We start from the raw sequence: 24,396 nt of genomic DNA on the forward strand, positions 1-24,396 counted from the left end.
TTCAAGAAGATCATGGGCAATCTGGGTCGCCACAGTTTCGCAGGCATGTATCAAATTGTATCTGCGGGGATGGATTGGGAAGATCGGCGACTAACCGCGCAGGCAGACATTGTATTTTGTCAACAAATGACTGCTAAATATATCTATAGTAACGAAAATCGGTTTTTGGATTAGCGGGATACCATGGCAGATGAAAAAATTCTGGTCGTCGACGACGATCCCAAGATACGCAGTCTGCTGTCGCGCTGCCTGACGGGCGAAGGGTTCACGGTTCTGGAGGCTGAAAATGGGCCTCAGGCACTGGATCTGGCGAAATGTGCCCGGCCCGACCTCATTACGCTTGATATTAATCTTGGCCACGGCGACGGGTTCGAAGTTGCCCGCGAGGTGCGGACTTTTTCGGATGTTCCGATCATCATGATCACCGGCAAGGATGATGTGATCGACCGGGTCGTTGGCCTTGAATTGGGCGCAGATGACTACATCACCAAGCCGTTCCATCTGCGCGAACTGATTGCGCGGGTGAAATCTGTGCTGCGCAGAGGTAGGATCCGGCGAGCCGATCTTTTGGTACAGCAAGCGGAGGAACCCGGCACAGACCAACACATCATCCCAGACAGCGATGTCTTTCGTTTTGACGACCTGACCGCCATTCCCGACCAGTTCAAACTGCTCGACCGTGATGACAAGCCTTGCGAACTGACCAGCGGAGATTTCAAACTTCTCAACGTGTTCCTTCTGCGCCCCAAGCGTATCCTTTCGCGCGAACAGTTGATGGACCTGATCGGCGGACCAGACTGGACCCCGCTGGATCGGACAATCGACAATCAGGTCGCGCGGCTTCGCAAAAAGATCGAGCGGGATCCAGCACATCCGAAACTGATCACGACAGTGCGCGGGGTGGGTTATTCGTTTACCAGCGAGGTTGTGCGCTCAAAACAGACTGGGTCACAGCCCGAAAAGGTCTAGACTATCGGCGCGGCAGTCAAACACAGCCCGATCCATCCTTTGGCAAGATGGCACTGCTGGGCTGGTTGATAAGGGCTGACTGTCACGATCAGGCCCATCATAGTTTTGGCACCCCGGTTTTCGTCAGCGCTCTCTAGTTCTTTTTTGCGAAAAATGGCGATGTCGCCCCCTGCGCGCCCGACACTGCACCAACCTGCATTGAGAGAGCCAGAAAACCGATCATGTCCGAAATGGAAATCACACCCAGCAGTTGCGTGCCGTCCGCGACAAGGTACTTGCGCCGTTTTGAATGGTTCATAAGTTTGAACAGGTCCTCGGCTGGCATGTCAGGGCCGACCGTGTTGCCCTCATCGCTTGCGATGAACACGTCACCGATGCGGGTTATGGGCCAGTTATCCCGATCTATCCGGACAACAACATCCAGATCGACATAACCCAACAGACGCCCATTCTCGACCACGGGACAAAAGTTCAAGCGCTTTGCGAGCACATTTTCATTGACGAAATCCGACAAGGATCGTTCCGGCGTTGTTGTCACGACGGTTGTGCTCATCAGATATCCGACGGTCTGGCCTGCCATCGCGCTTGTCATCAATTGTTGCTGATAGGCATTTTTTGCTGCACCCAATAGGAACAGACCGATCACGACCTGCCACAGGCCGCCGATCTGGGCGCCTTTAAAAAAGGAAAAAAAGCCCAGCCACACCAGCAACCAGGCAAAGACAGTGCCGGACAAAGATGCGACGCGCGTTGCTTCAAGCAGATTGCCGTGGCGTTTCCAAAGCAAGGCCCGCAAGACCCGCCCCCCATCCAGCGGAAAAGCTGGGACCAGATTGAACAGCGCCAGAACCAAGTTGATCAGCGCGAGATAGGTGAGTATCGCCGCCAGCGCGGCGGGCAAATCCAGCACCATTGCAGTTACTCCGGCGAACCAGAACACCGCTGCCAGCGCGATGCTCATAGCCGGCCCTGCCAGCGCGGTCCAAAGTTCGGCACCCGCAGTATCAGGTTCCGCAGCCAGTTCTGCGACGCCGCCAAACAAGAACAAGGTAATCCCCTTGATCTTCATGCCGAATTTTCGCGCCACCAGTGCATGCGCCAGTTCGTGCAGGATCAATGATCCGAAAAACAGCATCATCGCCGCAAGGGCCATGGATATGTAGTCGGCGCGGGTCGCATCGGGGATGGCGACAGGGAAATACCCGGTCGCAAGGCTCCAGGTAATCAGGGCTGCAATCAAAAACCAACTAGGGTCGATTTTTATCTCGAACCCAAGCAACGACATGAGTTTGAACGATCTTGCAAACACTGCACACCTCTTGGACTATGACATCCAGCTTACATCTGTGGGGAAGCAGAGAATTGATAAATCTCAATAATCAGCTTCAACAGTGGACGGGCAGCAAAATCGGGAGGGGAAAGGCCTGCATGCCGAGTGGTATGGACGGGCCTTCGGTCGAGAGGCACCCGGCAAACGAAAATCGTTTGCATTCAGCGCCTCATACAAAATGATACAAAACAACGCAGTTGGATCATAAGTCAGATTACACCACCTGTCCAAAGTGGCCTCCGAACAATATGGGAGCCAAAAATGTATGTCACCATCCCGACTTTCTACGCCGACAAATCGCTCGTCAGCCACTTCACAAATAACACCAAACGTTTGCCCGAAGCCCGCTTGAAAACCGGGTCATACCTCTATTTCGAGGGGGACGAGGTGGAGTGGGTGTATCTGGTGACCTCGGGCGTTCTGCGCCTCACCCGTCTGCTCGACGACGGTCGCCGTCAGGTCATCGCGTTCGGATATCCCGGAGACATCGTCGGATTTCCTGCCAATGGTCGACATAACGCCGATTGTGACGTTCTTGTCGATGCCACCCTGCAACCTTATCGCTTGGCGTGCCTCGAAGGCTGCTGCTCTGACCTGAAAACCCATCAGCAGCTTCTTCAGGCGGCGCTTCGCGAGATCAGCGCGATGCAAGACCATTTCATGATGCTCGGTCGCAAGTCTGCGATCGAAAAGGTTGCCTCGTTCCTCTGTGTCCTGACAGACCGGGTCGGCGAACAAGTCGGCAGATTTGTTCAGGTCGAGGTGCCGATGATGCGTTCCGACATTGCTGATTTTCTGGGCCTGACGAAAGAAACTGTCAGTCGATCACTCACGCAGATGCGCGAGGACGGAATAATCGTCATCGACAACATACACACGATCATAATACTGCGCCCCACTGCCTTGCTCGACTTGTCGCTGACAGGTGCCGACTGAAATGTGATGCCCACCAAAGCCATTCAGACAAGGCACATTGGCCGCAAAGTTCACGTGGGCATTTTCGTGCCATCAACCCTGATCCACAATTGATCTGCGTCAGTTCCCGCCCGCCGTGACCATCTAACCTTGCCCTTGACTAAAAGACAGCGAGGCAAACCTAATGGACAGTCCCCCCATTACGAAGGCTGCGCGAACTCGCGCTGCGGCGAACATGCCAGACTACGCCCAAACAAGGGCCGAGTTTTCTTGGGAAGCCGCCGAAAAGGCCATCGACGGCCTAGGCGGCAACAGGCTCAACATGGCGCACGAGGCAATTGACCGGCACGTCGCCGCAGGCCATGGCGACCAGATCGCTATGCGCTGGATCGGCAAGGCAGGCGATGTGCAGGACTTTTCGTATCGTGATCTTCAGCTTCAAACTAACCGATTTGCCAATGCACTGCGCGCCCACGGCCTCAACCGGGGCGACAAAGTCTATTCGCTTCTTGGCCGCGTCCCCGAACTTTACGTCGCCGCCCTCGGAACCCTGAAAGCGGGCTGCGTTTTTTGCCCGCTCTTCTCAGCCTTCGGGCCGGAACCGATCCAATCCCGCATGGAAATCGGCGGTGCGAACGCGATTGTCACTTCAACCCGCCTCTATCGCCGCAAGCTTAAAAAATTAAGGGCCGACCTGCCCGAGTTGCGCCGGGTGTTTCTTACCGACGGGCAAGAACCGGACACCGTTAAGCTGGCCGAAGCCACAGAAAATGCATCCGACGCCTTCACGACCGAGCCGATGGGCCCCGAAGACCCGGCACTGCTTCACTTCACCTCGGGCACCACTGGCAAGCCCAAGGGCGTGGTCCATGTCCACCAGGCCGTCGTCGCGCATCACACCACCGGTCGCTTGGCGCTCGATCTCTGCCCTGACGATGTCTACTGGTGCACAGCCGATCCAGGATGGGTCACCGGAACCTCTTATGGCATCATAGCTCCGCTGACCAATCGCACGACGATGATCATCGACGAGGCCGAGTTCGACGTTGAAAGCTGGTACAACACCTTAGAGCGCGAGGCGGTCAACGTTTGGTACACCGCGCCAACAGCGATCCGCATGCTGATGAAGGCGGGCGCCGCGCCCGCCAAGGCCCATGACTTCCCGGCGCTCAGGTTCATGGCCAGCGTCGGCGAACCCTTGAACCCCGAAGCGGTCATCTGGTCCAACGACACATTCGGTATGCCATTCCACGATAACTGGTGGCAGACCGAAACCGGCGGCATCATGATCGCCAATTATGCTTCAATGGACATCAAACCGGGTTCAATGGGCAAGCCCCTGCCCGGCATCGACGCTGGCATCGTCAAGATCGACGACACAGGCCTTCGCGAATTGACCGAGCCCATGACCATCGGTGAACTGGCACTTCGGCCCGGTTGGCCCTCGATGATGCGCGCGTATCTTCACGAAGAGGCACGCTATGCCAAATGTTTTCGCGATGACTGGTACCTGAGCGGCGATTTGGCAATGCGTGATGCCGACGGTTATTTCTGGTTCGTCGGGCGCAGCGACGATCTGATCAAAAGTGCGGGGCACCTTATCGGCCCCTTCGAAGTGGAAAGCGCCCTGATCGAGCATCCGGCGGTTGCCGAAGCTGGGGTCATTGGCGTGCCGGACGACACCGCCGGTGAAATTGTCAAAGCCTTCATCGCCCTGAAACCGGGCTATGAGGCCTCGGAGGGTCTTAGACTCGAGCTAACCGGCCATGCGCGTAAGCGCCTTGGTCCTGCCGTCGCGCCTAAGGCCATCGAGTTTCGGGGCAACCTGCCGAAAACACGCAGTGGCAAGATCATGCGTCGCCTTCTGAAGGCACGTGAACTGGGCCTGCCCGAAGGCGATATCTCAACTTTGGAAAGTGACGAGACATGACGGACGCAAACCTCAAGCCCCGCCTGGACCACGCCCATGTGCGTGATCTGCTCAAAGCCATGATCCGCATACGCCGGTTTGAAGACCGCTGCGCCGAGTACTACACCCGCGAAAAAATACGAGGGTTTCTTCACCTTTACGACGGGCAAGAAGCTATAGCCGCGGGCGTCATCCCCGTCCTTGGCACCGATGACAGGATTGTCGCCACCTACCGCGAACATGGTCATGCGCTTGCCCGCGGCGTGCCCATGGGCGCGATCCTGGCCGAGATGTTCGGCAAAACCGAAGGCTGCTCGGGCGGACGTGGCGGCTCGATGCACCTGTTCAGCCGCGACCACAATTTTTACGGCGGCAACGCCATCGTGGGTGGCGGCCTGCCGATGGCCGTTGGCCTTGCCTTGGCCGATCGAATGCAGGCGACAGGAGCCACCACTGCCTGTTTCTTCGGCGAAGGTGCCATTGCTGAGGGTGAGTTTCACGAAAGCATGAACCTAGCGGCCCTCTGGCAGCTGCCGGTTCTATTTATCTGCGAAAATAATGCCTATGCCATGGGATCGGCGCTTGCGCTGACCGAAGCGGAAACCGACATCACCAAGCGGGCGGGTAGCTATGGGATTACTGCGGAAACCGTCGATGGCATGGATGTTGTCGCGGTCGAAGCCGCCACCCGGCGGGCGATGCACGCCATCTCGGAAACAGGGAAGCCCTATTTTCTTGAATGCAAGACCTACCGATTTCGCGCGCATTCCATGTTTGACCCACAGCTCTACCGCTCAAAGGAAGAGGTTGCCGAATGGCGTGCCAAGGGGCCAATTCTGCGGTTCCAGTCCTGGCTTGAAGGCAACGGTTTGCTCCACGAAGACGATGTTGCCGCGATCGAAGCGGAAATCGATACCGAGATAGCCGAGGCCGTTGCCTTCGCCGAAGCAGGTACAGACGAGCCGGTCACCGATCTGGCCCGTTTCGTCATGTCACCAGACCGCCCCGCACCGCCGCCACCGCCCGCGACGGCCCACGAGATGCGCACCACGACCTACCGCGAGGCCATGAAAGAGGCGATCACCGATGCGATGACCCGCGACGACCGGGTGTTTCTGATGGGTGAGGATGTGGGCCACTACGGTGGCTGCTATGCCGTCAGCAAGGGGCTGTTGAACAAGTTTGGCCCGGACCGCATCCGCGACACGCCGCTGTCCGAAGCGGGTTTCACCGGCGCTGGGATCGGTGCTGCGATGGCCGGTATGCGCCCAATTGTGGAGGTGATGACCGTCAACTTCTCGTTGCTTGCGCTTGACCAGATCCTAAACACCGCGGCCACGCTGCGTCATATGTCGAACAACCAGTTCGGCGTGCCTGTCGTGATCCGCATGGCCACCGGCGCGGGCAAGCAACTGGCCGCACAGCATTCGCACAGTCTGGAAGGTTGGTACGCACATATCCCCGGTCTGCGGATCTTGGCGCCCGCGACGCTGGAAGATGCACGCGGCATGCTCTGGACAGCGCTTGAAGACCCTGATCCAGTGCTGATTTTCGAAAACGTCATGCTCTATAATCAAGAGGGAACGCTTGCCGAGAATGCCGGCCCCGTCGACATCGACCGGGCCGCAATCCGTCATGTTGGTGATGATCTCACCCTTATCACTTACGGCGGATCGCTTGAAAAAACGCTTGCCGCTGCGCAGCGGCTCAGTGACGAAAATGGGATCAGTTCCGACGTCATCGACCTGCGCACACTCCGACCCCTCGACTTCGATACAATTTTGGCATCCGTCCAGAAAACCCGCCGCGTGTTGATCGTCGACGAAGGCTGGAGGAGCGGCAGTCTTGCCGCCGAAATCGGCATGCGCCTTGCGGAAGACGCCTTTTTCGAGCTGGACGCCCCCCTTTCACGCGTTTGCTCAGAAGAGGTGCCAATCCCTTACCCCCATCACCTTGAACAGGCCGCCATTCCGCAGGTCGACAAGATTCTGGCCGCCGTTGCACGCTTGATGAAGGACAAGACATGAGCCAGTTTCTGATGCCCTCGCTGGGTGCCGACATGACCTCGGGCAAGCTTGTGGAACAGACGATCGCAGCGGGCGAAGCCTTCCAACGGGGCGATGTGATCGCGGCGGTTGAAACCCAAAAGGGTGTGATCGAGGTTGAGGTGTTCGAGGATGGCGTCCTTGATCGGTGGCTTGTCGATCTGGGCACCGAGGTGCCGGTCGGCATGCCACTTGCTGTGATCGCGCACGAAGGCGACCCGCAGCCGGATCATCCCGAAATTCCATCCGAACCGAAACCACCCATGCCGCCCGACATTCCGGTAGTCCGGGCAGAACCCGATCCAACACAAGAACCCACGCCGCCAGAAACCGTGCCATTGCCGCCGGAACCCCAGCCCCAGTTGGGTGAACTGTCACCGACAACTGCATCAGAAACGTCAGCCACGCCTTACGTCGGCGCAACGCGCCCCAGAATTACCCCGGCGGCACGGCGACTTGCGGCCGAGTTAGGTATTGATCCTGCAGGCCTTACACTCGCAACGGATCAGATCCTGAATCGTCAGCAAATCGAGCAGCTGGCCGTGACCTTGGCAGAAACCCGCGACAGCCCCGCTCCGAAGTCGGATGCCGCTGGCGAGATGCGCAAAGCGATCGCCGCCGCCATGACCCGGTCCAAACGGGAAATACCGCATTATTACCTTGCCCATCAGGTCGATCTGACGACCGCCGATGCCTATCTGACCAAACTGAATGCCGAGCGCGCTCCCACCACACGGCTGCTTATGGGCGCGCTCTTTGCCCGAGCCATTGCCCTCGCTCTGACGAAATTCCCCGAGTTCAACGGTCACTACAAAACCGACGGTTTTTGCCCCGCCGAAGCCGTCCACCTTGGCATCGCCATCCATATCCGTACTGGCGGATTGGTGGCGCCTGCGCTCTTTGATGCCGAAACCCGAACGGCTGACGACCTGATGCAGGGTCTCAGCGACCTTGTCTCGCGTGTGCGCGCTGGCCGATTCAAAGCCCGAGAATTGTCAGACGCCACGATCACCATGACCAGCCTTGGCGCGCGCGGCGTTGATCTGGTGACCGGCGTGATTTATCCGCCGCAAGTCGCCATCGTCGGCGTCGGAACACCGCGCCTACGGCCCATGGTCCACGATGAACACGTGGTGCCCCGCCTCTCCGCCACGCTGTCGCTCGCCGCCGACCATCGGGTCAGCGACGGCCATCGCGGAGCGCTTTTTCTCAGGGCCATCGACACCAAGCTACAGGAGCCACAAAACCTATGACCCAAGCAGAGATCGAAACCGCTCTTACGAACGAGCTTTATAAGATCGCCCCGGATGTCTCTTTGGATGACATCGACCGCGCCGGTGACCTCCGCGAAGAATTTGATATTGATTCCATGGATTTCCTTAACCTCGTTGCGGCTCTCGGCAAGCGCTTCAACCTCCCGATGCCGGAAGCGGACTATCCGCAAATGTCGTGTTTCGACGATCTGGTGCGCTATCTGGTCGACAAATCGCCGTAAGCCCATCATTCCAGCTTACCTAACAGCGCGGTCATATGTGCGATGGCTTGCGGATAGAGGTTTTCGATCTCTTCAGCTTCATAGACATGCCCGCTGCCATCAATCCCACATGTCGCGTCATCAAGCCTTAAAAGGAAAAGGATTGGGCGCTTCTCGCCGTCTGCAACCAATGCGCGTGAGGTGGACCGGACAGATATCCGGGTTTCGACGATGGCGGCGACCGCATTGCGACCGATCCGAACCGGGGGGTCTATGGCCCAGTTCATCGGTCTGGCCAAAACGCCGACCAGCCAAAGCGGATGAACGGCGGGACAAGCATGAATGGGACAAACGACAAATCCAGCGCCACTCTGCCTTTCAAGATGGCCCGATCAAACGCTGGATCCACATTGATATGGACCCGCGGCGCGGCAGATGTGCCATAAATCAGCGGGGTCATTTGACCAAAAGCCTGACCTGTCTCGGCGGGATCGTCCAAACCGAACCGCAGATCAAGCGTAGCTGCGTCGACCCGCACACGGTCCCAAATATCCATCACAAGCCTGATCGCAGCGCTGACAATCTGCAGCGGCGACGCCTTCCAAAACCTCCGACGAGGCGACTTTTTGGTCTTCGCCTTGGGCGCGGCCTCTGACCTCTTTCGCTTGCGGTCCGATAGGGAGATCTTTGGGCCAAACCGCCCAAAAGGCCGCAGCGCCAAGGAAAACCGAAGCGCTTCCTCTTAGGACAATTGCAACTCAATCCTCAGCGGCAGCGCGAGGATCAACACGAGCAATACCAGCACCGCGACCAGCATCCACATAACCACTGTGACTACGGTGAGCATCGTCCTACGTCAGCCCTGCGCGTTTTTTGGCTTCACATTGTCCGCGGTTTTTTCGATGGCCTTCCCAGCAGTCTGACCCAGCACCTCGGCAAAAGTGGTCATTGCGCCTTGTACCGACTCCACTCGGGCACCGTCCTTGTCGATAATAATCGCACCAAGCGGTTTAATCCCACCGCCGCCGCCCGTGCCGGCACCGTCCCCGGACTTGGCGTTGCCGCCACCGCCGGCTCCAAACCCGAAGCCGTAGCTGACAATGGGGATCACCATCGCACCGTCCTTTTCAATAGGATCGCCAAGCACATTCTTAGCGTTCAACAGACGGTCCAACTCGTCGACGGTGCCTTTTAACAGGCGCTCAACGTTTTCCATGGGTCTTCCTTTCCTAGAACTATCAAAATCAATGCATGCAGCCTTACACCTTTCATCCTGTTCCAGTTGACATCGCTCAATTCGTTGCATCCGGCTGATCTGTATCAAGCCGTGCCGAAATCAATGGGGCATGCTGGAGGCGACTCAAATCCAGGAAAGGCGCAGCATGGCCCGTACCACTCAACACGTCGTCAACTTCACCAATGTAAATCGCGGTGATGTCGGCCTTGTCGGCGGCAAGAACGCATCGCTTGGCGAAATGATCGGAGCACTTCAACCCAAAGGTATTCTTGTCCCACCGGGCTTCGCCACAACCTCCGATGCCTTTCGGAGCTATCTGGCCAGCAACGATCTGAACGGCGCGATCGGGCAGCAGCTCGACGCTTTGGCGGGCGGCAAGATAACACTTCAGACGGCTGGCAAACGGATCCGAGCGCTTATCCTTGGCGGCGACTGGCCCGACGAAATAGCCGAGGCCATCGCCACCCACTATCGTGCGCTCAGTGAAGCCGCGAACGAGGCCAACGTGCCCGTCGCTGTCCGCTCAAGCGCCACTGCCGAAGACCTGCCAGACGCCAGTTTCGCGGGCCAGCAGGAAACCTTCCTGAACGTCTCTGGCGAAGCAGCCCTTCTTGATGCGTGCAAGCGATGCTACGCTTCACTTTTCACAGATCGAGCCATTTCCTATAGGCAAGTCAAAGGCTTCGCGCATGAACACGTGGCGCTTTCGGTCGGCGTTCAGCAAATGGTACGTGCTGAGGACGGCGGTTCGGGCGTGATGTTCTCGATCGATACGGAGTCGGGATTTCCCGACGCGGTGTTGATCAACGCTGCTTGGGGGCTTGGTGAAAATGTCGTGCAAGGGGCGGTGGACCCCGACGAATATCAGGTCTTCAAACTCTTTCTCGACAAGCCGGACCTGACACCAATCCTTGAAAAACGGCTGGGGGCCAAAGCGATCAAGATGATCCATGGCCGAGACGGCGCGCCGCGCAACGTCCCCACGTCCAAGGCCGAGCGTCAGAGCTTCGTTCTTAGCGATCCCGAGATCCTGTCATTGGCCCGACAGGCAAAGATCATCGAAGACCACTATGGCCAGCCGATGGACATGGAATGGGCGCGCGATTCAGTGACTGGTACGCTTTATATCGTACAGGCCCGGCCCGAGACGGTTCAGTCCCGCGCCGATATGGGGACGCTCAAAAGTTACGAGGTTATCGACCCCGGAGAAGTGCTGCTAACCGGGCTCAGTGTAGGAAGTGCGGCGGTCGCCGGGCGGGTGTCGATCATAGAAAGCGCCGACGACATCGGCCGTTTCGTTGACGGCTCGGTGCTGGTGACTGGCACGACCGATCCGGACTGGGTGCCGATCATGAAACGGGCCGCCGCCATCGTTACCGACCACGGAGGACGCACATCGCACGCCGCCATTGTCAGCCGCGAACTGGGTCTGCCCGCTATCGTCGGTTGCGGCAACGCCACCCATCTGCTGCATGACGAACAAGACGTCACCGTGTCCTGTGCGGGCGGAGAAGAGGGCGTCGTGACCGCCGGTCTCTCTGACATCAAGATCACCGAAGAGGCTCTGGAAGCTCTGCCCGAGACCAAAACCAAAGTTATGCTGAACCTCGCCAATCCCAGTGCCGCGCTACGCTGGTGGCGTCTGCCGGTCGATGGCGTCGGGCTGGCGCGGATGGAGTTCGTCGTCAACAGCGCGGTCCGCATCCACCCTATGGCGCTGGCCCATTTCGAACGTGTCACCGATGAAACCGCCCGAGCCGAAATCGCACACCTGACCGCTGGCTACGCTAGCAAACCGGACTATTTTGTCGACCGGTTGGCCCGCGGATTGTCGCGCATCGCGGCCTTCTGCTATCCAAAACCCGTCATCGTACGGATGAGTGATTTCAAGACAAACGAATACGCCGACCTGTTGGGTGGCCGGGATTTTGAGCCGCACGAAGAAAACCCGATGCTCGGTTTCCGGGGTGCCTCGCGTTATTATTCCGACCATTACCGAGATGGATTTGCCCTTGAATGTCAGGCCATTGCGCGGCTTCGCACCCAGATGGGCTTTGACAACGTCATCGTCATGATCCCTTTCTGTCGGACACCCGAAGAAGCCGACAAAGTGCTTGCCGTTATGGCAGAGCATGGCCTTGAACGGGGCCGCGACGGGTTGGAAGTCTATGTTATGTGCGAGATTCCGGCCAACGTCGTCCGCGCTGAAGAATTTGCCCAAAGGTTTGACGGCTTCTCGATCGGATCGAATGATCTGACGCAGCTCACCCTTGGTATTGATCGCGACTCCGACGCGCTCGCCCCGCTTTTCCGCGAGGACGATCCGGCGGTGCTTTGGATGATCGAAACCGTGATTGCCAAGGCCCACGAAGTTGGATCAAAGGTCGGCTTCTGCGGTCAGGCCCCCAGCAACGACCCGGACTATGCGCGCCATCTGGTCAAGTTCGGCATCGATTCCATCTCCGTCACACCCGACAGCTTTGTTCAGGTCCTGCGCAATGTGTCGGACGCCGAAAGCGGTTAGATAGAAATGGATGTCCTGCGAAACATCGTGGTATCACTTTGCTTCGCAGGCCAGCTTCCAGCCGAGACCCTTAACTGCCCCGACCCGCTTTTGCAGGTCACGGGCGGCGACGCAACCTTGCGCGCCCGCACTTGCAAGGTCGCATCTGGCGCACGAATGTTCCTGGAAAGTTGCGGGGTCGCCTTACGCCGAACCGTCGAAATCGAAATCCAAATCGTCAAGACGTTCGATGAGCAGTACACCTCCTGTCTCGGCCTCTATCATTGCGGCGAAAATCGGATTGAGATCCTTTCTCCTCAGGGCATGAGCTTCGCCCGTAACAAGGAAGGTGCCTTCAAACTGATTTCAGACGATGCCTATTGGGACAGCATTCTTGTGCACGAATTGACCCACGCCGCCTATGATAAGGTCGAATGCCCGTTCTTCAATTGCATCGTGACAAGCGAGTATGCCAGTTTTGCCATGCAGGTTTTGTCGCTGCCCAAGGATCAACGATCACTCTTCGGCCAAACAGTGACGCTTCGAAGTAAGCCGAGCGACGACTCGATTTCGGAAACCATGCTCTTCCTGTCGCCCAGCCATTTTGCAACGCTTGTCTGGCTTCATTTTCAGGACAGAAATGATCCATGTGAATATATGCAGCAGATCATGGCTGGACAGGTGTTCTTTGACCAATAGCGGCCATAGCCCGCGCAAGACAGCGCCATACTATTGGTCACAGGTTCCAATGGCTGCCTCGGCTTGGTTCATTCTTTCACATAGGGCTTGCCGTCCGCCGCAGGCGCACGCGCGCGGCCGACAACGCCAGCCACCACGACGATCGTGGCGACATAAGGGGCCATCGCCAGAAACTCTGACGGGATCGGTGTGCCCAAAAGGGCCAACTTCTGTTGCAGTGAATCGGCAAATCCGAAAACCAATGCCGCCAGTAAAGCCCCTATCGGATGCCAACGCCCAAAAATCATCGCGGCCAGCCCGATAAAGCCGCGCCCGCCGGTCATCCCTTCGTCAAACCGCCCGACGGATCCAAGCGTGAACCAGGCCCCGCCAAATCCCGCGACCATGCCCGCCACCGTCACGTTGATATAGCGCGTGCGATAGACGTTGATGCCTAACGTATCGGCAGCGCGCGGGTGTTCCCCGACAGCCCGGGCGCGCAAACCAAGTCGGGTGTGGAACAGGTAATAAGTTGCCAGCCCCGCCAGTATAAACGCACCATAGACAAAGATGTTCTGGTTGAAGAACACCGGCCCGATCACCGGCAGATCGCTGAGGTAAGGCACGCTGATGGCCCGGAAGACGGGTGCATTGTTCAGCGCGCGGTATTCTTGAAACACTTGGCTTGAGATGTAACTGGTCAATCCCAGCACAAAGAGGTTGATGAACACCCCCGCGATGATTTGATCCATTCGGTAGGTCACCACAAGCGCGGCCAGCACGAACCCGAACAACCCGCCAACGGCTACCGCAGCGACCAGACCGGCGACTCCACCCGCAAGCGAGCCGACCAAAGCGCCAGTGAAGGCCCCCGCCAGCAACATCCCCTCGATGCCGATGTTCACGACCGCGACACGCTCGGACAAAACGCCTGCCAGACCGCCAAGCGCGATTGGCACTGCGCGCACAAGGCTCGCCTGCAACATGCCGGTCAGCGAAAAGGATTTACCTGCTGTGGCCCAGACAAGAAACGCCGCGACGGCAATGGCCAGACCGATCCCCAGCGTCAGCGCGCTCCACTTTGCAGCCCCGCGCAGGAACTGGCGCACACCAAGGAACACCAGCAAGGCCGACACCACGTAAATGAAGGGCCCACCCGGAACGAGCAGGTTCGGCACCGGCCAGACATCCGTGGGGCGTGACAGGCGGAACGTGGCTACGCCCGGCGCGTTAGGTGCCAGAAAGACGGCCATCATCACGCCCAATGCGATCAATATGCCTCCGGTGATCCGTGTTTGACGCAGACGGGCTTTGTCCAAAAGTGCGCTCATGATCCGCCCTCCCCCGTCCGTTCCCTGCGAAATCCCCAAGGGAAAATCGCCCGCACCAGAAGCGGCGCCGCGATGAAAACGATGATCAGGGACTGGATGATCGCGATCAAATCAATGCTGACGCCTGCGTCCACCTGCATTTGACGGCCTCCCGCTTCCAATGCGCCAAAGAGAACGCCAGCAAAAAGCACGCCAACCGGATGCGACCGGCCCATCAGGGCGACGGCAATTGCGTTAAAGCCAATCCCGGCTGAAAATCCTGGTGTCGCGCGGTCCAGAACGCCGAGCACCTGATTGGCCCCGGCCAGCCCAGCCATGGCACCCGCGATGGCCATTGCCAGGATAATGGTCAGGCTCGCATTCATACCCGCGAACCGGGCCGCCACGGCGTTTTCGCCACTGGCGCGAAATTCGAACCCCAGCTTGCTGCGAAACAAGAGCCAATAGGCAAGTGCGACCATGGCAAGCGTCAGGAAAATGCCCGCGTGCACCCTGAGGTTCGGATCGAGAAACGCCAGAAGCTGCGGCAGTTCTGCGGAATCCGGCACGGCCTTCGAGATCGGATCGGCACGGCCCTCCTTTTGGATCAAGGGCGTCCGCAACAGATAGTCCAACAAGCGGTAAGAGATCAGGTTCAGCATGATGGTCGAAATCACCTCATGCGCGCCCGTCACCGCCCGCAGCCACCCGGCGATACTGGCATAGAAAGCCCCCGCCAGCGCGCCGGCAAGCACCGCGCCGGGCAATGCGATGATGGCAGGCATGTCTCCTAACGCGACACCAGCCACCACGGCAGCCAACCCGCCCATGATGACTTGTCCCTCGGCGCCGATGTTGAACAAACCTGCTCGAAACCCAAGCGCCAGGCCCAACCCAGCCAGAACCAGCGGAGCAGCAGCGGTCAGCGTTTCCGACACGGCGTTGATAGACCCGACCGACCCCCGCACCAACGCCACATAAGACGTGCCGATCGTCGCCAGATCAACACCCGTGGCTGCCATCACCAGCGCGCCCAGAACCAACGCGGCAACAAAGGCGAAAACCGGTACGACCACCAGATCTTCCAATTGACTTCGACCCAGAAGCTTGCCGCTCACCGCCCGTTCCATAGCCTTGGTCATGCCGCCGCTCCTGCCATGGCCAACCCGATGACCGCCTTGTCAACCGGACCCTCGTGTGGCGTGTATTCCGCCACGATCCGGCCCTTGAACATCACCAGAATACGGTCCGATACCGCCATGATTTCGTCCAGCTCGGACGAAACAATCAGTAGCCCGTCACCTTCATCGCGCGCTGCCATCAACTGGGCGTGAATGAACGCAATCGAGCCGACATCCAGCCCCCGCGTCGGCTGCCCGGCAATCACCAACCGCGTGTCCCGCGACAATTCCCGCGCGACGACCAGCTTTTGCTGATTGCCACCTGACAAATGCGCCGCAGGTACATAAACCGAAGGGGTGCGCACATCATATTGCTCGGCCACTCGCGCCGCCTCGGTATGGACGCGCGGCCAGTCGATTCCGGCCCCGGTCGAAAACGGTGGGCCGTAATAGTTATCAAGCACCATGTTCTCGGCCACGGTGAAGTTTCCGATCAACCCGGCGCGCTGACGGTCTTCGGGGATATGTGCGATGCCCATTCGGTGACGCGCCCGGGGGCTGGCTTGGGTAATATCTTTGCCATCGAACAGCACATTGCCCGCTACGGGGCGGCGCAATCCCGCAAGTACCTCGATCAGGGCTGATTGGCCATTGCCCTGCACACCCGCAATTCCCACAACCTCGCCGCTTCTGATCTTTAGCGAAAGATTGTCGACAGCCACCGAACCATTGTCTTGCAGCACGGTCAGATCGGCGACATCAAGGATCACATCGCGCGGCGCAAAGGGCGCGCGTTTCACCTCGAAATCCACCGGATGTCCGACCATCATCTCGGCCAAATCCGGTCTGGTCAGCGTTTTGGGGTCACCGCTGCCAACAATCTCGCCGCGCCGAATGACGCTGATCCGGTCCGAGATTTCAAGGATCTCGTTCAGCTTGTGCGTGATGAAGACAATCGCCTTGCCCGCTTCGCAAAGTGACCTGATGATCTGGAAGAACTCGTCGACCTCTTGCGGGGTCAGAACGGCGGTCGGCTCATCTAGGATCAGCACATCGGCGGCACGAAACAGCACCTTGATGATCTCAACACGCTGTTGCACGCCGACGGGCAGTGTTTCGATGATCGCATCCGGATCGACCGTCAGACCGTATTCCTCGCTTAACCGGCGCACTTCATCGCGTGCAGCGGCCAGATCAAGCCGATCCAGATGGCCGACGGGTTCCACACCCAGCACGACGTTTTCCGCCACAGAAAAAACCGGCACCAGCATGAAATGCTGATGCACCATGCCAATGCCCGCCCGGATCGCATCGCCGGGACCGCCAAAGCGCACCGATTTCCCGTCAATGAAAATCTCGCCCTCTGTCGGCTCATAAAGGCCGCAAAGCACGTTCATCAATGTTGATTTTCCTGCACCGTTTTCGCCCAGAAGCCCAAGCACTTCGCCGGGCTCAATGGTCAGATCAACGCCCTTGTTTGCGACAACCGGGCCGAACCTTTTGGTGATATTTTTCAGCTCGACCCGCATCGCTCTGGCCTATTCAGACACGGAAATGCTGCCGTCGATGATTGCCGCCCGGATCGCCGCCAGTTCGGCTTTCAGATCGTCGGGCACAAGGGCCTCCATGTCATGGAAGGGCGCCAGATCTACGCCGCCATTTTCCAGCGTGCCAACCAGCAGCCCACCTTCGAACTCACCTTTCATGGTGTCCTCAATCACTTGGGCAACGGTCGCGTCCATCCGCTTGGTAATAGAGGTCAGATAGACATGCTGGCGCTCGGTATCGGTGAAAAAAAGGTCGGCATCAACACCGATGATTTTCAGCTTGTCGATGCCAAGTTCATCCGCCAGCGTAGCCGAGCCAAGGCCGACAGGTCCGGCAACCGGAAGCACGATGTCCGCCCCTTCGTCATAGAGGTTCTGCGCAAAGGCGCGGCCGTCATCAAGGTTGTCAAAGTTGTTGGTGAAAAGCCCTTCGCGCGTTTCGATGTCCCATCCCAAGACGCTGACGGTGTCGCCTTTCTCGGCGTTCCAGTGGTTAACACCTTTGACAAACCCGTCCATGAAGATGGTCACAGGCGGAATATTGATGCCACCGAACGTGCCAAGTATCTTGGTCTTGGTCATCCCGGCCGCCAGATACCCGGCCAGAAACGCCGCCTGATCGGTGGCATATATCTGCCCCAGTACATTCGGGATGGTCGGTTCATAGGCGAAATCAACGATCGAGAAAGGCTGTTCAGGATTGGCTTTGGCAGCCTTCTCAGTCGCGTCACCCAACAAGAAACCGACGGTGATAATCACATCGCAATCGCCGTCGATCAGCGAGTTGATGTTGGCATCATAGTCGGTCTCGGCCTGGGATTCCAGAAACCGGGCATCGATCCCGAATTCCTTCTGGGCATCCTGAACACCCTTCCACGCAGTCTGGTTAAAGCTGTTGTCGTCAATGCCGCCAGTGTCGGTGACCTGACAAGCGGTAAATGCCACGGCCGGGCTGGCCATCACCAACGCAAGGGCCGCGACGACGGCGATGTGTCTTAGTTTCGATCCTGAATAACTCATGGCGCATCTCCTTTTCGGCGCTGTATTGGTGTGCATCCTATGGCAGTTGAACTGGCGACCTTTGAGGAAGATCAATCGCCGCGCTCGTCCTTTTTCAGTATCATTGAAAGGCGCAGCAAAGCCGCCAGTATGGCCTGAGCCAGAACCGGAGACCGCCCCATGCCGATGGCCGCATCATTGTCGCGAGCATCGCCCTCGCGCAGTGTACAGCGCCAGTGTCCGTTACGATCATTGGCGCGTCCGCGGATATGAACGACCCAATTCGGATAGGCCTCGTCGGCGACATGTATCGCACCATCGGTCGTGCCGATGACCTGCGATGTCAATCCATCGGCCGTCTTTCCGGGCAGCAGAAATTCAAGCGCATGAACTACGGCGTCGAAGTCCGCGACCGTCATGGCCTCGCGTCCTTCCAGCTCGTCAATAAGGATGTCTAGTTCCGGGTCTTTCATGTCCACAAGCTCCATTGTTGTAGGAAAATTCCATCAAATCTCGGCGACACCGATGACGTAGTTTTTGCCGTAAGCGCGGGCGCATTTCGGACAAGTCGTATAGAACATAAAGATGCGTTTCGCGGTTTGCCCCGCGGCCTCGGCAGCCGTTTCCATCACATGGTGCCATTCCTTGGCATGACGATATGGGCCTTCAAACACACGGGTGATGAAGTCTCCGGTCAGCGTCGTCATCTCTTCGTCAGGAACATCACGCGTCACAGCAAATAAATGCTCGGCTTCTGTCGACGACAAATCACGGCTGAGCACCAGATAGCCTGTGGGATTCTGCGCACCGGCATCTTCAATATGCTCCTGAACCCTCGTAAAAACGGTGCCCATGTTGATCGGCACATGCAGCAGACTGCGGGTTGTGGCCCGCACGAACGGCTTGTCCTCGAAATGCAACTGGCGCCCATCCCACCCTTCGGGATTGAACTTGGGGCAGCAGCCCGTCGTGTTAGTCGACATATCCATTGCAGGCAGAAGATTGGTATCCATGGCAAACACCGTGATTGGTTTGTGTGGTGTTCAGCCTAACGGTGACGCAGAGGCTGCGATTGATTTACCTCAATCACTGTCACCGAATAACTCGCGAATATCCGGGTCGCAGAGCAGGACCGGCCAGACCTTTGCCGGGATACCCCCGCATCCGGCAATGTGGCGCTGGCACGCATTGCGCCTTCTATCGCTACATTGGCTCGAGTATCGACGAAATACTGCTGCAATGTTCTGGCCGTCCAGCACGATCCTGATCTTCTCTTCCGCTGAATATTGCTTACGCGTCGCACGGCGAATGTCCTTCACGATCTTCTCGCCGTGGTTCTTCCGTGTTCAGGACTTCTGTCTCATCTTCACTCCTTGGTTGTTACGATGAGCCAAAACCCTCTCTTATCAAACTGCCCTAAACTGTCCCATCGGTGCTGACCTCTCATATTCTCCATGCGTGATATTGCGCGCCTGCTTTCGGTCAGGACTCAACCTTGGATGGGCAGGCCCGACAGGTGTGCTTCAAGGAAGCCCTTCCCCGTGTGAGTCCGATCCCTCTGCTTGGCACAAATGCTGGCACAGGAGTCGCGGACTTTGCACATCTCAATCACATCGCAACCGCATCTCGAATAGGCGCGACATCGCGCTGTTCCGCATCAGACAGCATGCTTGAGAGGGTTTTCAGACGAGTTGCCAAATGTTCGTCAGTCAGCAGCATGGCGGTCAGCAAGTGCGTTACAATCAACCACCGCAACAAGTTCAAGAAGTGCCACGCTCTGCGAAGGTGCAAGTTAGCAATCCGCCTTGCGCAGTCTGGGTCAACGGGATGATTTTCGAGCAAGTCAGGGCGAACGCCTTCGATCCAACCATTAGGATACAGATCAGCGATAGACGTTACCAAGGCGATCCTGACGCTTCGATTTTGATCGGAACGCAAAGGGATACTGGAAATCAAATTTGCACCCACTGCAATATTGGGAATTGCGTCTTGCGGGCCAGAGATTGGCAGATTGGCGGCGACGATTGCATGTGCATCTTGTAAAAGCAGAATTTCAGGGACTTTTTGGCGACGGGCCGAACTCAATCAATGCCACCTTTCATGTTGCATTACTTGGTCGAAAACCTGCATTTCCCCGCCAGTGACCGGCGTCTCTTCCGACGCCGCAAGCAGTGCCGTTAGCGATAGAATCCCAAATCGGGTGTTTCGGACCTAGGGCCCAGAGGATAAACACGTCGTGCTGCTTGAACCTTTAGCGCAAATCAAATGAAATGTTTGAGGATCTGGGGGTACCGGAAGGCGATGCCGGATGCTCGTCCAGTGGCAGGGCATTTTCCGACCTATAAGCGCGTTACCCCTGCCCTTGGGCGCCAGCATGTTGGCCTGACTCCGGGAGGAGTAGCCAGCAGAATCGTGACCTATCTCGTTCAGGGAGGATGTGTCCCAAGAGCGTCGATCAGAAACGGCTTATAGTGGTAGATAGTCGCTTTGCCGCAGACAGGATCGGAACACTGCCGCTTCATGGGCTTTCAAGGTTGGGGCGACCGTAGGGCCGAAACTCGCCATCTCTTTGGCGAGCGACGGAAAGAGATCCAACAGTTCCTGTCGCGGTCCTTGATCAAGCGCATTCACGGCGTGGTCGGCCAAGAAGAAACTCTCGGAGAGGGCGCCGGCAGATTGCACGACAATATGCTGGTCACACATGAAATGGGTATAGCGAATACGGTCCCGTTCCTGGATCGAAACACCCGGCAACCCGCACAAGTGTTTGGCCGGGACCAATATCTCGGGGGTGCCGAACAACAGTTCGGAATGGGCGTTTTCAAAAAAGATGCGATGCTGCTGCGACACGACCAACTCCCGCGTGTTGCCAATCGCACCGGGTTCGAACACGACCGGGGCGAAGGACCCTGTGCCCGGCACCTCGGTCGTCGCAATCCAACGAACGCGATGGTCACCGCCATCTCTGGACCAGACCGCCTGACCTCGGCTCAGTTGTTCCACCGGGATCTCGCCGCAGGGCGTCGCAATCGGAGTTCCGGGGCCAAAGCAGGCGACAAAATCACTGTAGCGCGTAGTGCCGATATTATTGCCGCCCGTCTTGATATAGGACGTGCCCGGCTCAAGCTTGGTATCACTACCAAAACCCCAGACATCCGATGTGGTGCCATTCTGCGAAAACACCGTGATCGTGATCGTTGGACCTGTCGGATTGCCCGAGCCGTCGAGCGCACGCAGTTCAATGAGTGATTCCGCCTCGACTTCGGTCCCGTTCGCGACGATGCCACCGCCATCCGTGATGACGTGGTCCTGTTCTCTGTCATCATCGAATCTGCTGCGGCGACTCGTATCGTCAAGCTCCACGGTCGTGCCGCCGCCGCCGCTATAGGAAAAGATAGTGCCGTTCGGCGTATCCGAATTGTTGATGACGGAATTGCCGACAATCGACGTGTTCGAACTTGACGTGACCACAAGACTGGCGGAGTCGATCGCAAAAAAACTTCTGATAGCCATACCTTGTTCCCAACGATTTACCTCAATTCAGATTGACGCCGCCGAACACATGCTGTCCGCGCAACGCAATCCATGAGGGTTGCACTGTTATTTCGCTGACGCATATACGTCAACGAAAGCTATTGCCGCCTAACAGATTTCAGCAGGGCTTTGAAGTCGCCGGTCTTTTCAGGCCGTTACTGTGCACAATCTTGCCAGTTGCGATCCATTGTTGCTCTCGGCAATTGTGAACGATGCAATCATTGGTTGGCCGGACGAAGGGTGGATTGGCCGCAATTGCGCCAATGACGATCTTGATCGTTTCTTTTGTATCAAAACAAAATCAATCCTGACAGCACAGCAGTTCTCAGTGTCATCTCATCGCACTCGGTTTGGCAATTTGTGAGATACGCTGGAATTTCTTTCGATACGCAGCGGGTGAAAGACCGACGCCCCGTTTAAATACCCGGCGGAATGAAGCTGGGTCTTCATACCCAACTGAACCGCCGACATCGTCTATGGAATGCACATCCATTTCAAGCATCTGCTTGGCTTCTTCGATCCTGAGCGCCTGCACATATTCTATGGGCGCAAAGCCAGTTGCCGACCGGAACCGACGCGAAAAAGTACGAGGGTTCAGGCCGGATCGCGCAACCATCTGTTCGACCGGCTTAGCGAGGGCGTAATTGTCAGCGATCCAAACCTGGCAATCGGAGATTTGCGCATCCGAGATTTCCATAGGGCGCGTCATGACCGAATAAGGTGACTGGCCGTCAGAGTGGCCGCTGATCAAAAAGACTTTCGCGGTTTCGATCGCTTGCCGGTATCCGCAGAACCTGGCGATCAGGTAGATCGCCAAATCATGCCACGCGGTGACCCCACCGACCGTCACAATGCGGTCTGCTTCGGCCGTCAAACACATGATCGATTCACTGCAAAAAGCGACTTCCGGAAAATGGCGTTGAAACATATCACGATACGCCCAATGCGCCGTCGCCTCTTTCCCGTCCAAAAGCCCTGCTTCCGCGAGAAGGAGCGATCCTGAACAGACGGACGTAAGCATAGCCCCGTCCGCGTGCATCTTTCGTAACCAGGCGCTTTCTCGGGGGTATCGGTCCTTCGGTACATCGTAGATCGACGTATACATGTCGCAAACAACAACGGCATCAGGTGTCGCCTGATTGTCGACCGGCATATGCGGTTCAACCGGGATATGGCCGATACAATGAAACGGTTTTCCGTCTGCCGACGCGATCTTGATGTCCAACAGTTCATCACCCGGCAATCCGGGGATCATGTCACAGCGAACTGCGCCTGCGGATTGCAAGATATCAAACAACCCATAGAGAACCGACGCTGATGATTCTGGCGCGGCAAGCAGCACGATCTGAGGCTTCTTGGGTTGGGTCATGGCTGCTCCTTGTCCAATTCGGCACGGTATTGGCAAATTTGCCTTGGCCACTTGTCCAGTATGCCTCGTGCTTGGCCTCAATGCCACTCTGCCAGGCTTGAGTGTTGGGTTAGCGTGATGCGAAATTGGAAAAAGGGATGCCCAAGATGGATGACTTCACAAACACGCTGGATAGGCTTTCGCTTGATTTTCGTGGCGAGATGTTCGGTCCGGAAGATGCGCGATTTGACGATGCGCGCGGGGTCTGGAATGCGATGATAGATCGCCGCCCTGCGCTGATCGCTCAATGCAAAACTGCCAGCGATGTGCAGGTCGCGATCAGGCTAGCGGTTGCCCGTGACCTGCCCATTGCCATTCGTGGCGGCGGGCACAATGTTGCGGGTCATGCGGTCTGTGACGGCGGCGTGATGATCGACCTTTCGCTCATGCGCGGCGTGACGGTTGATGCATCGGCACGGGTGGCAAAGGTAGAAGGCGGCGCGCTCTGGCGCGATGTGGACGCTGCCACTCAGGTTCATGGGCTTGCGACCCCCGGCGGATTGATCTCCGATACTGGGGTAGCAGGATTGACGCTTTCGGGCGGCATTGGTTGGCTGCGGGCCCAGCACGGTTTGGCAATCGACAACCTTTTGGCCGCCGACGTTGTCACTGCTGACGGGACGCTGATCCATACCAGCGCAGAGGAAAACCCCGAATTGCTTTGGGCCCTGCAAGGTGGGGGTGGCAATTTCGGTGTCGTGGTCGGATTCGAATTCGCACTTCACCCCATCGGCCCGGAAGTCATGTTCGCAGCCCCGATCTATGCTGTTGAAGATGGCCCCGCACCCATTCGAGCCTGGCGCGACTTCCTTGCTAAACACGGCGACTTTGTCGGGTCTTTGTGCGAATTTTCCACGGCAGGTGGCGAAGATTTCCCAGAGGAGTATTGGGGCAAGCGGGTTTACACTTTGGCCTGCATTTACAACGGTGATGTGGCCGAAGGTGAAGCGCTTCTCAAGCCGCTCAGTGAGCTTGGAAAACTGGTCACAGATTTCTCCGGGCGGATGAACTACTGCGACGTTCAGCAGCTGTTTGACACGCTCATACCCGCCAGAGAGTTTCGCTGTTACTGGAAGGCGCGCTATCTGACCGACCTTTCTGACGAGATGATTGATCTGGCCATGGCCAACGCCTTGGCGGCGCCGTCGGACAACTCGCTGTCATCTCTTTGGAATTTCGGCGGGGCAACCGCCAAAGTCGCGGCGGACGCCACCGCCTTTGGCGACAGGTCGATGGGGTGGATGTATTCGCTGGATGGCGTTTGGACCGATCGTCGTGACGATGACGCAAACATTTCCTGGTCACGCGAAGGCTGGTCCAACTCCGAACGATTTGGCCATCATGGCCGCGCCTACCTTAATTTCCGGGCCATGGTGAGGACAATGCGGCGCTGACGCGGGCCAGTTTCGGTGCTAAC

At 57.6% G+C, this 24,396-nt stretch carries 22 protein-coding genes; 9 read left to right on the forward strand and 13 right to left on the reverse strand.

From position 1 onward, the window contains the following. Nucleotides 1-183: 183 nt before the first annotated feature. A complete protein-coding gene (locus MUY35_RS01125; RefSeq protein ID WP_248363189.1) occupies nucleotides 184-969 on the forward strand; it encodes a response regulator transcription factor in 786 nt (261 codons plus the stop codon). A 133-nt stretch (nucleotides 970-1,102) separates the two neighbouring features. On the opposite strand, the gene MUY35_RS01130 is transcribed toward MUY35_RS01125, so the two are convergent. Further along, complete coding sequence (locus MUY35_RS01130; RefSeq protein WP_248363191.1) at nucleotides 1,103-2,278, reverse strand: site-2 protease family protein; 1,176 nt, start codon at nucleotides 2,276-2,278, stop codon at nucleotides 1,103-1,105. Nucleotides 2,279-2,560: 282 nt separating this feature from the next. Here MUY35_RS01130 and MUY35_RS01135 point away from each other — a divergent pair, with 282 nt between their 5' ends. The 5 genes from MUY35_RS01135 to MUY35_RS01155 all read left to right on the forward strand — a co-directional run bounded on the left by MUY35_RS01135 (nucleotide 2,561) and on the right by MUY35_RS01155 (nucleotide 8,663). Further along, nucleotides 2,561-3,235, forward strand: coding sequence for a helix-turn-helix domain-containing protein (locus tag MUY35_RS01135; RefSeq protein WP_248363193.1), 675 nt, complete (start codon nucleotides 2,561-2,563; stop codon nucleotides 3,233-3,235). A gap of 163 nt (nucleotides 3,236-3,398) precedes the next feature. Then, on the forward strand, nucleotides 3,399-5,144 hold the full coding sequence (gene acsA / locus MUY35_RS01140) for an acetate--CoA ligase (RefSeq protein WP_282569148.1): 1,746 nt from the start codon (nucleotides 3,399-3,401) through the stop codon (nucleotides 5,142-5,144). After that, the gene (pdhA, locus tag MUY35_RS01145) at nucleotides 5,141-7,150 is read left to right on the forward strand and encodes a pyruvate dehydrogenase (acetyl-transferring) E1 component subunit alpha (protein WP_248363197.1); all 2,010 of its coding nucleotides are present in this window, start codon (nucleotides 5,141-5,143) and stop codon (nucleotides 7,148-7,150) included. The genes acsA and pdhA overlap by 4 nt, the downstream gene beginning before the upstream one ends. Beyond that, a complete protein-coding gene (locus tag MUY35_RS01150; RefSeq protein ID WP_248363199.1) occupies nucleotides 7,147-8,421 on the forward strand; it encodes a dihydrolipoamide acetyltransferase family protein in 1,275 nt (424 codons plus the stop codon). The genes pdhA and MUY35_RS01150 overlap by 4 nt, the downstream gene beginning before the upstream one ends. Further along, nucleotides 8,418-8,663 (forward strand): acyl carrier protein, encoded by a 246-nt coding sequence (locus MUY35_RS01155; protein ID WP_248363201.1) that lies wholly within the window; start codon nucleotides 8,418-8,420, stop codon nucleotides 8,661-8,663. Before MUY35_RS01150 ends, MUY35_RS01155 begins: the two co-directional genes overlap by 4 nt. 5 nt (nucleotides 8,664-8,668) lie before the next feature. On the opposite strand, the gene MUY35_RS01160 is transcribed toward MUY35_RS01155, so the two are convergent. The 3 genes from MUY35_RS01160 to MUY35_RS01170 form a co-directional block, all read right to left on the reverse strand. Continuing rightward, a complete protein-coding gene (locus MUY35_RS01160; protein ID WP_248363203.1) occupies nucleotides 8,669-8,929 on the reverse strand; it encodes a hypothetical protein in 261 nt (86 codons plus the stop codon). Then, the gene (locus MUY35_RS01165) at nucleotides 8,926-9,198 is read right to left on the reverse strand and encodes a DUF2953 domain-containing protein (RefSeq protein WP_248363205.1); all 273 of its coding nucleotides are present in this window, start codon (nucleotides 9,196-9,198) and stop codon (nucleotides 8,926-8,928) included. Before MUY35_RS01165 ends, MUY35_RS01160 begins: the two co-directional genes overlap by 4 nt. Before the next feature lie 300 nt (nucleotides 9,199-9,498). Beyond that, nucleotides 9,499-9,858, reverse strand: a complete 360-nt coding sequence (locus MUY35_RS01170) for a spore germination protein GerW family protein (RefSeq protein WP_248363207.1) — start codon at nucleotides 9,856-9,858, stop codon at nucleotides 9,499-9,501. Nucleotides 9,859-10,024: 166 nt separating this feature from the next. Here MUY35_RS01170 and ppsA point away from each other — a divergent pair, with 166 nt between their 5' ends. Both ppsA and MUY35_RS01180 read left to right on the forward strand, forming a co-directional pair. Beyond that, nucleotides 10,025-12,403 carry a phosphoenolpyruvate synthase gene (gene ppsA / locus MUY35_RS01175; protein ID WP_248363209.1) on the forward strand — a complete coding sequence of 793 codons (2,379 nt, stop codon included), beginning with the start codon at nucleotides 10,025-10,027 and terminating at the stop codon, nucleotides 12,401-12,403. Between the two features lie 6 nt (nucleotides 12,404-12,409). Next, nucleotides 12,410-13,081, forward strand: a complete 672-nt coding sequence (locus tag MUY35_RS01180; protein ID WP_248363211.1) for a DUF6639 family protein — start codon at nucleotides 12,410-12,412, stop codon at nucleotides 13,079-13,081. A 68-nt stretch (nucleotides 13,082-13,149) separates the two neighbouring features. Here MUY35_RS01180 and MUY35_RS01185 read toward each other — a convergent pair whose 3' ends face one another. From MUY35_RS01185 to MUY35_RS01225, 9 genes are all read right to left on the reverse strand, one after another. Beyond that, nucleotides 13,150-14,391 carry an ABC transporter permease gene (locus tag MUY35_RS01185; RefSeq protein ID WP_248363213.1) on the reverse strand — a complete coding sequence of 414 codons (1,242 nt, stop codon included), beginning with the start codon at nucleotides 14,389-14,391 and terminating at the stop codon, nucleotides 13,150-13,152. Beyond that, entirely contained in the window at nucleotides 14,388-15,512 is a 1,125-nt protein-coding gene (locus MUY35_RS01190; protein ID WP_248363215.1) for an ABC transporter permease, read from the reverse strand. The genes MUY35_RS01185 and MUY35_RS01190 overlap by 4 nt, the downstream gene beginning before the upstream one ends. Next, entirely contained in the window at nucleotides 15,509-17,020 is a 1,512-nt protein-coding gene (locus tag MUY35_RS01195) for an ABC transporter ATP-binding protein (protein ID WP_248363217.1), read from the reverse strand. Before MUY35_RS01195 ends, MUY35_RS01190 begins: the two co-directional genes overlap by 4 nt. A 9-nt stretch (nucleotides 17,021-17,029) precedes the next feature. Next, nucleotides 17,030-18,058: a BMP family ABC transporter substrate-binding protein gene (locus tag MUY35_RS01200; RefSeq protein WP_248363219.1), complete on the reverse strand. Its 1,029-nt coding sequence runs from the start codon at nucleotides 18,056-18,058 to the stop codon at nucleotides 17,030-17,032. A 71-nt stretch (nucleotides 18,059-18,129) separates the two neighbouring features. Further along, entirely contained in the window at nucleotides 18,130-18,510 is a 381-nt protein-coding gene (locus tag MUY35_RS01205) for a hypothetical protein (protein WP_248363221.1), read from the reverse strand. 33 nt (nucleotides 18,511-18,543) lie between these two features. Next, nucleotides 18,544-19,050 carry a hydrolase gene (locus MUY35_RS01210; RefSeq protein ID WP_248363223.1) on the reverse strand — a complete coding sequence of 169 codons (507 nt, stop codon included), beginning with the start codon at nucleotides 19,048-19,050 and terminating at the stop codon, nucleotides 18,544-18,546. Between the two features lie 595 nt (nucleotides 19,051-19,645). Further along, entirely contained in the window at nucleotides 19,646-20,122 is a 477-nt protein-coding gene (locus tag MUY35_RS01215) for a hypothetical protein (RefSeq protein ID WP_248363225.1), read from the reverse strand. 381 nt (nucleotides 20,123-20,503) lie between these two features. Next, nucleotides 20,504-21,550 (reverse strand): Hint domain-containing protein, encoded by a 1,047-nt coding sequence (locus MUY35_RS01220; RefSeq protein ID WP_248363227.1) that lies wholly within the window; start codon nucleotides 21,548-21,550, stop codon nucleotides 20,504-20,506. A gap of 352 nt (nucleotides 21,551-21,902) precedes the next feature. Then, nucleotides 21,903-22,796 carry a helix-turn-helix domain-containing protein gene (locus tag MUY35_RS01225; protein ID WP_248363229.1) on the reverse strand — a complete coding sequence of 298 codons (894 nt, stop codon included), beginning with the start codon at nucleotides 22,794-22,796 and terminating at the stop codon, nucleotides 21,903-21,905. Between the two features lie 281 nt (nucleotides 22,797-23,077). Between MUY35_RS01225 and MUY35_RS01230 the strand changes: the two genes are divergently transcribed. Continuing rightward, nucleotides 23,078-24,373, forward strand: a complete 1,296-nt coding sequence (locus tag MUY35_RS01230) for an FAD-dependent oxidoreductase (RefSeq protein WP_248363231.1) — start codon at nucleotides 23,078-23,080, stop codon at nucleotides 24,371-24,373. Nucleotides 24,374-24,396 lie beyond the last annotated feature (23 nt).

It is taken from the genome of Aliiroseovarius sp. S1339, assembly GCF_023195695.1.
Lineage (GTDB): Bacteria > Pseudomonadota > Alphaproteobacteria > Rhodobacterales > Rhodobacteraceae > Aliiroseovarius.